At 58.9% G+C, this 12,220-nt stretch carries 8 protein-coding genes and 2 rRNA genes; 7 read left to right on the top strand and 3 right to left on the bottom strand.

Features of this window, described 5'->3' with window-relative positions:
• Positions 1-412 (top strand): 23S ribosomal RNA (locus HYX42_RS15400); the annotation flags it as partial.
• Positions 413-569: 157 nt separating this feature from the next.
• A 5S ribosomal RNA gene (gene rrf, locus HYX42_RS15395) occupies positions 570-682 on the top strand.
• 293 nt (positions 683-975) lie between these two features.
• On the opposite strand, the gene HYX42_RS15390 is transcribed toward rrf, so the two are convergent.
• From HYX42_RS15390 to HYX42_RS15380, 3 genes are all read right to left on the bottom strand, one after another.
• A complete protein-coding gene (locus HYX42_RS15390) occupies positions 976-1,896 on the bottom strand; it encodes an MBL fold metallo-hydrolase (RefSeq protein WP_293404536.1) in 921 nt (306 codons plus the stop codon).
• Positions 1,897-1,928: 32 nt separating this feature from the next.
• Positions 1,929-3,614 (bottom strand): AMP-binding protein, encoded by a 1,686-nt coding sequence (locus HYX42_RS15385; RefSeq protein WP_293404535.1) that lies wholly within the window; start codon positions 3,612-3,614, stop codon positions 1,929-1,931.
• 69 nt (positions 3,615-3,683) lie between these two features.
• Positions 3,684-4,430 carry a hypothetical protein gene (locus tag HYX42_RS15380; RefSeq protein WP_293404534.1) on the bottom strand — a complete coding sequence of 249 codons (747 nt, stop codon included), beginning with the start codon at positions 4,428-4,430 and terminating at the stop codon, positions 3,684-3,686.
• A 68-nt stretch (positions 4,431-4,498) separates the two neighbouring features.
• Between HYX42_RS15380 and HYX42_RS15375 the strand changes: the two genes are divergently transcribed.
• Genes HYX42_RS15375 through HYX42_RS15355 form a run of 5 tightly spaced genes read left to right on the top strand, consistent with a single transcriptional unit; the run spans position 4,499 to position 12,218 of the window.
• A complete protein-coding gene (locus tag HYX42_RS15375) occupies positions 4,499-5,005 on the top strand; it encodes a hypothetical protein (RefSeq protein WP_293404533.1) in 507 nt (168 codons plus the stop codon).
• 13 nt (positions 5,006-5,018) lie between these two features.
• Positions 5,019-6,635, top strand: coding sequence for a GMC family oxidoreductase (locus HYX42_RS15370; protein WP_293404532.1), 1,617 nt, complete (start codon positions 5,019-5,021; stop codon positions 6,633-6,635).
• A gap of 49 nt (positions 6,636-6,684) precedes the next feature.
• Entirely contained in the window at positions 6,685-7,593 is a 909-nt protein-coding gene (locus HYX42_RS15365; RefSeq protein WP_293404531.1) for an alpha/beta fold hydrolase, read from the top strand.
• 57 nt (positions 7,594-7,650) lie between these two features.
• The gene (locus tag HYX42_RS15360) at positions 7,651-8,766 is read left to right on the top strand and encodes a response regulator (protein ID WP_293404529.1); all 1,116 of its coding nucleotides are present in this window, start codon (positions 7,651-7,653) and stop codon (positions 8,764-8,766) included.
• A gap of 20 nt (positions 8,767-8,786) precedes the next feature.
• Positions 8,787-12,218, top strand: a complete 3,432-nt coding sequence (locus tag HYX42_RS15355) for a response regulator (protein ID WP_293404528.1) — start codon at positions 8,787-8,789, stop codon at positions 12,216-12,218.
• Positions 12,219-12,220 lie beyond the last annotated feature (2 nt).

Here is a 12,220-nt window from a genome sequence, read left to right as displayed (position 1 = left end):
TTGGCACCTCGATGTCGGCTCATCTCATCCTGGGGCTGTAGCCGGTCCCAAGGGTATGGCTGTTCGCCATTTAAAGAGGTACGTGAGCTGGGTTTAAAACGTCGTGAGACAGTTTGGTCCCTATCTTCCGTGGGCGCTGCAGATTTGAGGAAGCCTGCTCCTAGTACGAGAGGACCGGAGTGGACGAACCTCTGGTGTACCGGTTGTCACGCCAGTGGCATTGCCGGGTAGCTAAGTTCGGAAGAGATAACCGCTGAAAGCATCTAAGCGGGAAACTCGTTTCAAGATTAGATCTGCCGGGGCCTTGAGCCCCCTAAAGAGTCGTTCAAGACCAGGACGTTGATAGGTCAGGTGTGGAAGCGCAGTAATGCGTTAAGCTAACTGATACTAATTGCTCGTGCGGCTTGACCCTATAACTTTGGCAGTCTTAAAAGATTAGTCAGGGTTGTTATGCCAAGTTGACGCATTCAAAAAGACGCATCTCCAGCGAGATGTGCGTTACTGATAAAAGCTGATTTACTCTATGAATTCGATGGATTGTTCTTTGGACAATCTATCAACCAGTTATGCCTGATGACCATAGCAAGTTGGTACCACTCCTTCCCATCCCGAACAGGACAGTGAAACGACTTAGCGCCGATGATAGTGCGGATTCCCGTGTGAAAGTAGGACATCGTCAGGCTCTTACAGCAAGGAACGCCCAGTTGATTTTTGATCGACTGGGCGTTTTCTTTTGTGTCTTCGTTTTTGACCGGCTCAGATGTCGGGGCCATAGACGTGGAAAAAGCCCGCAGGAATTTTCTTCTTGCGGGCTTTTGTATTTCTACTCCATCACTTACCTGTTACAGATCCATGGCAGTTACGCCGGGAGCGTATTTCGAGCGGTTCGCACTGATCGGAAAACTACTGATTCAGGCTCCTGGGTTTGAGAGGAGTTCGCAAGTCATGAGCCTGCATGGCAACGACCTCGAATGATCACAGGTTGTCGATGTAAACATCATCGCGCGTCGCGACTCCCGCTTTGCACAACTCATCGCAAAGTTGCTCTATCCAGACATCCATCGGAATCGATGCGAAAAACCGCTGCCTGATCTGCATGAGGTAGGGTGTCTCCGTCGCCCAGATTGCAAATTCATCGAAGGATTGATGCTGGGTTTCAAGCAGTTTGAATTTGAGAAGCACCTTTGATGCGTGGCGAGCGTGCTTTATTGGGTTGCCGACAAACGAATCAAGCCGGCGACGCGCAGTTTCCAGAACGCCAGCGCTGTAATTAAACACCGAACCATGGCCCGGAATAACCATCAGCGGATCGAGCTGTCCAATAAGATCGAGTGTTGCGCCCACTTCATCGAAAGCTCTTTCACCCTCAAGCTCCGGAAACACAACACCAAAACCGTTTTCCCAAAGTGCATCTGCCGATATCAAAAGCCTCTTCAAGGGTTCAAAAAAAATCAGGGAGTTTGGATCATGCCCAGGTGCAGAATGGATTTGCCAACTTGACGAGCCGAAATTCATTTCAGTACCCGGCTTCAGGGTGCTGGTGAATGAAAATTGTCGGCAGTTCTGGCCGGTGGGTTGATAAGTCAGAGCGATCGGATCCCAACTGTCGACATGGGCTGCCTGGCCGGGTGGTATTAATGTCTGCAGATTCGGGTAGCGATCCTGAAGTGCAGAATTTCCGCCACAGTGATCACTGTGCAAATGTGTGTTGACCAGGATGTCGAGGGGCTGTTGACCTAAAACAGACTCCACCAGTGTAACCGTCTGCGAAGAATGGGCGTCGTAGCCGCTGTCTACCAACAGGGTTTGATCCCCGTTTGTAAACAAAATATTGTTTGAGGAGAGCCAGCCACGCTCAAACACATGCATGCCGGCCGGAAAATTCAGCGAATTCATCACAATTTCAGGAAAAGACGCCCGTATGAGAGTCAGGCCGAGGTGCGCAACTCGCGCCGCAGGATCTTTCCAACATTTGTTTTAGGTAAATCGTCGCGAAACTCAATGTATTTGGGCCTCTTGTAGCCGGTGAAATGCTGCTTGCAATAAGCGTTCACGTCATCTTCGGTCAGGGTGGGGTCATTTTTGACAATAAAAATCTTGATCGCCTCGCCCTGACTCTGGTCTGCAACGCCGACAGCTGCGCATTCAACAACACCCGGGCAGAGTGAAATGATGTTTTCAAGCTCGTTGGGAAACACATTAAAGCCAGACACGATGATCATGTCCTTTTTGCGATCGATGATTTTGGTGTATCCGGCCTCGTCCATGATGCCGATGTCACCCGTACGCATGAAACCATCTGGAGTGAATGCTTTTAAATTTTCCTCGGGCTGCCTGTAGTAACCAGTCATGACCTGCGGGCCCTTGATGCAGATCTCGCCGGATGCACCAACAGGCAGTGAATTGCCTTCATCGTCCTTGATCGCGATGTCAATTCCGGGTAAGGGCAGGCCGATGTTTCCTGTGAACTGTTTGTTGGTCACCGGGTTGTTCGTGCCGATCGCGCAGGTTTCACTCATGCCCCAGCCCTCGATCATGGTGCTTCCGGTGGCCTGTGCCCAATGTCTGGCGGTACCTTCCGATGCCGCCATGCCGCCGGCCTGCGAGACGCACAGGCTTGAAAAATCAATGGTCTTGAACTGTGGATGTTGCAGCAACGCATTGAACAGCGTGTTGACCGCCGGCAACATGTGAAAGGGACGTTTCTTGAGCACTTCAATGAACTTGCCGAACTCGCGCGGGTTAGGAATCAGTGTCAGGTGCGCCCCCCAGCGCATATTGAGCAGGCACAGCGTCAGCGCAAAGATGTGATACAGCGGCAGTGCAGCAATATTGTTGGTGTTGCTGACGTCGCCTATCCGCTTGAGTGCGGGCGTGAACCATTCCTCAGCCTGCAATACCGCAGCAACAATGTTGCGGTGCGTCAGTACGGCGCCCTTCGACAGCCCCGTAGTACCCCCCGTGTATTGCAGGAAGGCAATCGAATCAAGAGTGGTGCGGGCAGGCTTGAGCGCCATGCGTGAACCTTCGCTGATCGCTGTATTAAATGCCGTCACGACACGGCCATCGCCCAGTGGGAGCCTGTATGCAGGCACGAGTTTGGCCAGGTGGCGCACGGCAAAAGTAATCCAGTGGCCATACCAGAACCCAAGAAGGTCGCCCATGGACGTCATCACCACGTTCCTGACGGGCGTGCGCTCAATGACCTCGGCCAGCGTAGATGCAAAGTTTTCAAGAATCACAATGGACGTCGCGCCCGAGTCCTTGAGCTGATGCTCCAGTTCGCGTGCCGTGTAGAGCGGATTGACGTTGACGCAGGTGTAACCCGCGCGAAGTATCGCGGACATGGTTACGGCGAACTGCGGGATGTTGGGCAACATGATCGCGACCCGTGAACCCGGTTCAAGTCCGAGACTCTGCAGCCAGGCCCCAAGTGCTGATGACAACTCATCGAGCTGTCCGTAGGACATCCAGCGGTCCATGCAGACCGAAAATGGCTTGGCGGCGTTCTTCTTGAAAGATTCCTCCAGCATCTGGTTGAGGGACTGGAACTTCTCGGGGTCAATGTCGTGCGCGACGCCTTCGGGGTAACTCTTGAGCCAATGCCTGTTCATACAAAACTCCTTCAGGGCATTGTGGAGTTCATGCACTGGAAACTGTATGGGGCTTGCCCTGATGAACCTTCAGGATGGCGGGCTTGAGTCGAGCAAATTGCCCAATTTGGTCTCGCAGGTGACAGTGTCGTCTGCAAAAAGCGTTGTGAGCCATTCCGTTTCGCGCTGTTCGATGAGCTGGAGAAAATCATCCGCGCCGCGCATGCCGGCGAATGCATCAAACCCCGCTTCAAGAAACCCCTGCAGCGAGCTCAGCCCTGCAACAGACGCAGGATGCCGCATCATTTTGAGCAGGGTGCGCAGGCCCGGCATTCGTGTCAGGCGGTTCAATTCCTTGCCAAGCAGCAGCACCACCTCAAGCTGCTTGTGCCGCGCCCGAATGTCACCTACCTGCCGCCAGCAGGCAATGTAGCGCGCGATTTCATCGAGCTCTGGCAAGGCGTCCAACGATGCAAGCCACTGCCTGGCCATCAGGTCATCAAGCTTTTCGGTGAGCGCATGCACTTCCACCAGAGCCAAAGCCGTATTGACCACTGCCTGGGGAAACAGCTTTGCAATGGTATTTGCGATGCGTGCGAATTGCTGGTCACGCTCCGCATAGTCCTTGTCGCTGTAGAGCTCGTGCAGAAAAAAAGCAGCTGCCGTTTTGTAGCGGGAGTTGACCAGAACGTCAGCATAGGTTGCGCGAAAACGCCTGGCCTGAAACCGCTTGATAGACGCGCTTGCCCGCAACAATTCCGCATCAGCGACATGCTGCGCACGAAGCAATGCAACTGCCTGCAGGGCTTCGTGAATCCGGGTGGCCGTTGAGTCCATACAAACCCCGAGTTTATCTAGGTATGAAGGTCTATAGAAACCGGTCGGCCCCGTGCGAAACTCAAATCATGCAGAGAAGAACCCTCCTCAAGCTGGGCATTACCGCCAGCGCCGTCCTTCTGATTGCAGGTGGTACAGCCGCCTTGATCCAGCCGGGCCTGACGCAAGGCCTTCTCAGTGCATCCGGCCGTAAGGTGTTTTCCGCCGTCAGCTCTGCAGTCCTCGACAAAACGCTGCCTTCAGAGCTGGTCGCGCGGAAGGCGGCAATTGCAGGTCTGCTGGCGCGCATTGATGTACTGGTAAGCGCATTGCCTTCGCACGCGCAGGACGAGTTGTCCCAGCTGTTGTCGGTACTTGCAAGTGCCGCCGGACGCCGGGCACTGGCTGGCCTGGGTACGCCCTGGGCTGACGCGAGTGTGGCGGAGGTGCAGGCGGCCCTGCAGGGCATGCGGCTCTCATCGCTGGCCTTGCGGCAACAAGCCTATGCTGCATTGCATGACATCACGGCCGGCGCCTATTTCTCGGAGCCAGCCAGTTGGGCTTTGCTCGGCTATCCCGGCCCCACCAAGATCTGATGCGCCTGAGAACATGAGCCAATTGCAGGACCCGATCAAGGACGGCATCAAGCGCGGCTGGAAGGTATACGGCGGCCCGCTGCCTGCCGCGCCCGACAACATCACTTGCGACGTTGCCATCATCGGCACAGGTGCGGGCGCGGGTGTCACCGCCGAACTTCTGGCAAAAGCAGGTCTGAAGGTCGTGCTGGTCGAGGAAGGCCCACTCAAGAGCAGCAGTGACTTCAACCAGAAAGAATCGGAAGCCTATCCATCGCTCTACCAGGAAAGCGCTGCACGCAAGACTGCGGACAAGGCCATCAACATCCTGCAGGGCCGCTGTGTGGGTGGTTCCACCACCGTCAACTGGACCAGTTCCTTCCGTACGCCGGCCGCCACGCTGAAGTTCTGGCAGGAAAAGTATGGACTCAAGGACTACAGTGTTGAAAGCCTTGCCCCCTATTTCGCGCAGGCCGAGCGTCGCCTGAACATACAGCCATGGCTGGTCACGCCCAATGAAAACAACGACCTATTGCGGCGTGGTGCGGCAAAGCTGGGCATCGCATCATCAGCCATTTCGCGCAACGTCAAGGCCTGCTGGAACCTCGGCTCCTGCGGCCTGGGGTGCCCGACCAATGCCAAGCAGTCCATGCTGGTGACCACCATTCCGGCTGCACTTGACCAGGGCGCTCAGCTTCTGACCGAAACCAGCGCGCAGCGTTTTGAACTGTCAAATGGCCGCGTAATTTCGCTGATCTGCAAGCCACTGACAGCAGGCAAGTCAGGTAGTTCTGCTGCGCAGACCATCAGGATCAAGGCAAAACATTTTGTGCTGGCCGGGGGCGCCATCAACTCGCCGGGGGTGTTGCTGCGCTCCGGTGCGCCTGACCCGCACGGCCGTTTGGGTGAGAGGACATTCCTGCACCCCGTGGTGATGTCGTCCGCCATATTCGATCAAAAAGTGGAGGCCTGGAACGGCGCACCCCAATCGGTCTACACCGATCACTTCCTGGAAACCCAGCCGGTGGATGGACCCATAGGCTACAAGCTGGAAGCTCCACCGCTGCATCCTGTCATTTTTGCCTCCACTGTTCCGGGCATGGGCCAGGGGCAGCATGATCTCCTTAAATCGTTCCCGCACAACCACACCCTGCTGGCGCTGCTGCGCGATGGCTTTCATGATGAGGCACCTGGCGGGAAGGTGAAGTTGCGGGGTGACGGGTCTGCAGTGCTGGACTACCCGTTGACCGATTTTGTGATGGAGGGCGGTCGCAGGGCTTTGCTGTCCATGATGGAAATACAGTTTGCGGCAGGCGCCAGGCAGGTGTTGCCCCTGCATGAGATGGCTCGCTCTTACACGACATGGAATGAGGCACGTGATGCGGTCAACGCCCTGCCCATGAAACCCATGCTGACCAAGGTTGTCAGTGCGCACGTGATGGGCGGCTGCGGCCTGGCGGCCACCGAGCGCCAGGGTGTGGTGCGCCCCGACGGCGTGCACTGGCAGATAGACAATCTCTCCGTGCACGACGGGTCTATCTTCCCGACCAGCATAGGCGCCAATCCCCAGCTTTCAGTCTATGGTGCCGTCAACCGGCTGGCGCAGGGTCTGGCCAAACGCCTGACGGGGCAGGATGTTACGCTGGGCTGATCTATAGTTTTATGCTCCGTGCGCATCGGGCGTGCGTCTGTAAATTTTCATGCTGGCCAATCTACAAAGATTCATCACGCTGTCCCTGGCTGCCCTCGCTTTGGGCTGGCTGTTTTACTGGTTTGACAATTCGCCGCTGCTGGCTGTCGCGGGTTTTCTGGTGATGGTGCTCGGCTACGCGGTTTTCCTGGCGCTTGAGTTCTTATTGCTGCACTTCATCAACAAGAGCGACCCCGCGCCACAGGCGACCTGGGCAGAGCTGGCATCGGCATGGCTGGGCGAAACGCTCACCGCACCTCGCGTGTTCTGCTGGCGCCAGCCCTTTCGCACCTTTGCCGTACGCGACAACCTTGTCGCCTCAAGTTCCATGTGTGGGCAACCAGGCGTGGTCTTCATCCATGGGTTTTTCTGCAACCGGGGGCTGTGGACGCCCTGGCTTGAGCGCCTTCAGGCCCAGGGCCGCGTGTTCGCTGCGGTCAGCCTGGAGCCCATATTCGGCTCGATTGACGACTATGCGCCCCAGATCGATGTGGCCGTGCGGCAGGTGACGGAGGCCACCGGCGTGCCGCCAATGCTGGTCTGCCACAGCATGGGCGGCCTGGCCGCACGGGCCTGGCTCAAGGCGCACAGCAGTGAGGCGCGGGTGCGGCACGTTGTGACCATAGGCACGCCGCACAGTGGGACCTGGCTGGCCCGCTTCGGCCACGGGCACAACGGGCTGCAGATGCGCTTGCGGTCGGACTGGCTGGGGCAACTGGACCACGGCATGCATCCGGAGCGCCATACCCGTTTCACCTGCTGGTACTCCAACACCGACAACATTGTGTTTCCCACATCAACCGCGACGCTGCCCGGCGCCGACAACCGGCTTGTTCGTGGTGCCGCGCACGTGCAGATGGCATTTCTGCCCGAGGTGATGGCAGGGACGCTGGCACTGCTTGACGGGAAGGAGAACTGAACCTGCTGGCTGGCAACTTGTGTAAGCTTGCGACTTTTACGGAACATATACCCCAACATGCCGCTGATAGTGCTGATGGAGGACGACGCGGCCACCCGCATGCTGGTGGCCTCGGTCCTTAAAAAAGACGGTTACGACGTCCTGTCGTCCGATAACGGCGCTGACGGACTGTCGCTGGTGCGCGAGCACAAACCCGACCTGGTGATCAGCGACATCCAGATGCCCGTGATGGATGGTTTTGCCATGCTGCAGGCACTGCGTGCCGATGCCGCCATCGCCGAGATCCCCGTCATCCTGCTGACCTCCCTGCAGGAGCGTGCCCATATGCGCATAGGCATGACCAGCGGCGCAGATGACTACATCACCAAGCCTTTCCGGCCTGGCGAGTTGCGCGAGGCCGCCTCTGCGCAGCTCAACCGGCGAGAGATGCGCGCCGCTGCAACCGCCAACGCGGTTGACTCTGCCGTGACCTGGGCGCTCGAAGAGCAGCGGCATCAGCTCGCCCGGCTCTACGAGCGCAAGCTGGCGGCGGAACTCAGCGAAAAGTGGCCGTCGGGAGACGGCGAAAGTGCAGATGAAAAATTTGAAAGCGCCACGCTGCTGTTTGTGGATGTGCTGACTTACGCAGCCCTGGCCGAGGCAATGACGACGGAGGAACTGAGCGATACCGTCAGGCGGTTCTACAACAATGCCGGAGACACCGTCCACCTCTTCGGTGCAAGGCATATGCAGTTTGTCGGTGAGGCCTTGCTGGCTGTTTTTGTGGACAGCGCAGATACCCTGTCTGTCAACCATGGGCTGCGTGCTGCGCGTGCCGCACTCGGGCTGGTCGATGCAGGCAGACGCGTACACAAATATCTTGAAGGCAATTTCCCGCATCGCCATTTACCGCCGTTCACGGTCAGTGTTGCCCTGCACAGCGGCCCGGTGACGCTGGCCAAACTGCAGGACCCGTTGCATGGTGAGACCAGGCTTTTACCCGTGGGTGACGCCGTGAACCTGACCCTGCTGCTCCAAAAACAGGCAGCCCGCATGGGCTGGACCATCATCGCAAGCGTTCCCATGCTGCGCGGCGTCACGGGCGCTGTGCGCACTGGCGGGCGGGCCCTGGTAAGCCTGCCCGGCCGCAGCATGCCAATGGATGCGGCGGAACTGCTCGCGCTCGCTACCTGACGCATCAGCAGAGTCGCACAATGCTGAATCCGCAGCCCAGGCAGAGCCGCCGGCCTTCATTCTCACTTCGCAGCATTCTGGTGGTCAGCCTGTTGCTGTTTGCATTGCTGCCGGCAGCGGTGGTGACCTGGCTGCTGGCGCGTGGCAGCACGCAGGCTGTCGGTGAATTGGCCAACCAGGTGATGGGCAGTGTCGCACTCAGGGTGCAGACTGAGACAGAGAACCACCTGCAGCAGGCCCACGTCATCATGAACGGGCTGTTTCCGCCTGTGCTGAATGCCCAGCAGATCCGCCAGGCTAGAACGTGGCTTGAAAGGCCGGCGCTGTTTGAACCCATGGCCTTCGCCTTGACCCGTCAGGCCCCCGCTGTACCTTTTCTCTACCTGGCCACTGTCAAGGGTAATTTTTTTGGAGTTGAGCAGACCGCGCGTGGTGCAGAGGTCAGTGTGCGGGAGGTTGGCGGTAGCGCGGTCAATCCCCGGAAGTTCTTTCTTGCGAGCCAGCCAGGGGACCGTTCCGTGCCACTGCCCGATGAACCCGGCAGCTACGAACCCCGTACGCGTGCGTGGTACCAGGAGGCTCTTCGTGCCGGCGGCCGGGTGTTTTCACCTGCTTATATCTCTGCCACACAAAAGCAGCTGGTGATCACGCTGTCCCAGCCGATTTACGACGATTTTTCAGGAGCCGCCGGCGTATTTGCCACAGACCTGCACCTGCAGCGGCTCGCAGATTTTTTGCGCACGCAGCGCATCAGCTCCCACGGCGCGGCCTACCTGGTGGACGAGCGCGGCCTGCTGGTCGCAACGTCGGCCGGTGATGCGCTTTACAGGGAACAGGCTGGCAACCCTGAGCGCGTACGGCCCGACGACAGCCGCAATGCGGTCATTCGCACGAGCTACCTGGCGCTGCGTGAAGGCCTGCGCAAAAAGTCCCCTGACGCCGTGATGGCTGAAGGCTTTGTAGACCGTTCCGTGTCCCTTGACCGCCTGCCCATGGATGGCGGCGATGCATTGATCGCCGTGCGCAGGCCCTTTGGTGATGAGCTGGGCCTGCGCTGGACGCTTGTGGTCGCGGCGCCCGAGAGTGACTTTACGGCCGCCACGCACCGCGCGCTCTTGTTTTCCATGGGTGTGATTGCCGCTGTGCTGCTGCTGGGCGGACTGCTTGCGCTGTTTGTGGCGCAGCGCCTGGGGCGCCGGCTGGCGCTGCTGGGCGAGGCCGCGCAACGCATAGGCGCCGGAGAAGTTCCTGATATCGACAAAACCACCTGGATCGCGGAAGTGCGTGACCTTTCGCATGTGCTGCATGACAGCGCAGAACAGCTTGAAAGCTATCGCCGTGAAGTGCAGGCCAAGACCGAGGCGATTGAAGAGGCCAACCAGCAACTCGAAACCCGCGTTGCCCAACGCACCGAGCAGCTTGAAGCTTCGCGTGAAGAGGCCCTGCAGGCGGCCAGGGCCAAGGCCTCCTTCCTTGCGACCATGAGCCACGAGATACGCACGCCGCTCAATGGTGTGCTGGGCATGAGCACACTGCTGGCCGAGACGCGGCTGGATGAAGAGCAGGCGGATTACCTGCAGACCATACGGCTGTCGAGCGACCAGTTGCTGGGTGTGATCAATGACATTCTTGATTTTTCCAAGATCGAATCCGGCAAGCTGGAGCTTGAATCCGAGCCCCTGAGCCCGCGCAGCGCCGTCGAGGAAGCCTGCGACATCGCCGCCTCGCGCGCGAGAGAGAAGGGCCTGGAACTCATCATCGATGTGCCCGAGACGGCCATTAACGGCCAGCCTGCCGTGCCTGATGCAGTGCTGGGCGACATCACGCGCCTGCGCCAGGTGCTGATCAACCTGATCAACAACGCCATCAAGTTCACCGAAAAAGGCGAGGTGTCGGTTCACGTGCGGCGGCTGGAGTCTTCGCCTGCTAGTCGGCCAGGCTACGCATCACTGGAATTCCGCGTCAACGACACCGGTATCGGCATTCCCGCAGACCGCGTTGGTGCGCTGTTTGAAGCCTTTGTGCAGGTCGATACATCCACCACCCGCAAGTACGGCGGCACCGGCCTGGGCCTTGCGATCTGCAAGCGCCTGGTGGAACTGATGGGTGGGCAGATCGGTGTTGACAGCGTGCAGGGCAAGGGATCTTCGTTCTGGTTCACTGTCGAGGCGCCGCTGGCGCAGTTGCCGCCCATGCTGGGCGCGGTTGATGCCACCATACTGCAGGGGCGCCACGCACTGGTGGTGGACGATCACGAAACCAATATCCGTGTACTGACCCGCCAGCTGGAACTGTGGGGCATGCGCGTCAGCGGTGCCGAGTCGGGCGAAAAAGCCCTGCAGCTGATGGCGATCGCGCAGGGTGAAGGGCGTTTGCCCGATGTGATCATCACCGACATGCACATGCCAGAGATGGATGGCGTCACGCTGGCTGAAACCCTCAAGGCGCGGCCTGCCTGGGCGGGCGTACCGCTGGTGCTGCTGACATCCGGCTTCATGCCACCGGGCCACGAAGCGGCCCAGCTGTTTGCTGCGCGCCTGCTCAAACCAACGAGGCAAAAGCAGCTCTTTGACACCATGGCTCGCTGCATCGCCACCCAGGGCGGTATCAAAACCGCGGCAGAGGCTCCTGCCGCTGCAAGTGAGGCAGTAGCAGTAAAAAGCACCGTGCTGGTGGTTGATGACAACGCCGTCAACCTCAAGGTGGCGTGCGCGATGCTGCAGCGTCTCGGATACCCCTCGGAGACGGCGCTGGATGGCCAGGAGGCAGTTGAGGCTGTCGCCCGGGCCCATGCGGCCGGGCGGCAATTCGGTACGGTGCTGATGGATGTGAACATGCCGCGCATGAACGGCCTGCAGGCCACACAGGAGATCCAGTCCCTGCTGGGTGAGGCATCTCCCTCGGTCATAGGCCTGACAGCTGGTGCGTCGTCTGAAGACCGTGGCCGCTGCATGGAAGCGGGCATGAACGACTACCTGACCAAGCCGCTCTATGTGGCCTCACTCACGCAGGCATTGGAGCGCTGGATGGACCAGCCGGGTGTTGGCTCAATGGTCAGCGCGGTTGAGACGGCTCCCCAGCCCGAGAGTCCCGGCAGCGACGTTGAACCTGCCCTCATGGATTTCGAGCGGCTGGCGCAATTCAAGGAGTTTGACGACGAGGAGCTCACCATGACGCGCGAAGTCCTCGCACTGTTCAGGACCGACGCAGTCGCCAAGCTCGATGCGATTGGTGATGCCATCAGGGCTGACGATGCACAGGCGCTGTCATGGGCCAGCCATGCCATGGTGGGTGCAGCCGGCAATGTCGGCGCGGTGGCCATGCAGTCGGTGGCCATGGGTCTGGAGGGGCATGCCAAGAACGGCATTGTCCCGGTCAATGCCGTGCAGGAGCTGGATCGGCTGCGCGCCTACTGGGACAAGACGCGCGCCGTTCTCGACAACTGGCTGTAGTC

Source organism: Polaromonas sp. (assembly GCF_016185115.1).
Lineage (GTDB): Bacteria > Pseudomonadota > Gammaproteobacteria > Burkholderiales > Burkholderiaceae_C > Polaromonas.
Note: the sequence above shows the minus strand (reverse complement) of the source record. Positions and strands in the feature narration are given on the sequence as shown.

What these genes read in the sequence shown, in the direction of transcription:
- HYX42_RS15390 (WP_293404536.1), bottom strand. Translation starts at nt 1,896, where the DNA reads ATGAATTCGCTGAATTTTCCGGCCGGCATGCATGTGTTTGAGCGTGGC.
- HYX42_RS15360 (WP_293404529.1), top strand. Translation starts at nt 7,651, where the DNA reads ATGCCGCTGATAGTGCTGATGGAGGACGACGCGGCCACCCGCATGCTG.
- HYX42_RS15355 (WP_293404528.1), top strand. Translation starts at nt 8,787, where the DNA reads ATGCTGAATCCGCAGCCCAGGCAGAGCCGCCGGCCTTCATTCTCACTT.
- HYX42_RS15385 (WP_293404535.1), bottom strand. Translation starts at nt 3,614, where the DNA reads ATGAACAGGCATTGGCTCAAGAGTTACCCCGAAGGCGTCGCGCACGAC.
- HYX42_RS15370 (WP_293404532.1), top strand. Translation starts at nt 5,019, where the DNA reads ATGAGCCAATTGCAGGACCCGATCAAGGACGGCATCAAGCGCGGCTGG.
- HYX42_RS15375 (WP_293404533.1), top strand. Translation starts at nt 4,499, where the DNA reads ATGCAGAGAAGAACCCTCCTCAAGCTGGGCATTACCGCCAGCGCCGTC.
- HYX42_RS15380 (WP_293404534.1), bottom strand. Translation starts at nt 4,430, where the DNA reads ATGGACTCAACGGCCACCCGGATTCACGAAGCCCTGCAGGCAGTTGCA.
- HYX42_RS15365 (WP_293404531.1), top strand. Translation starts at nt 6,685, where the DNA reads ATGCTGGCCAATCTACAAAGATTCATCACGCTGTCCCTGGCTGCCCTC.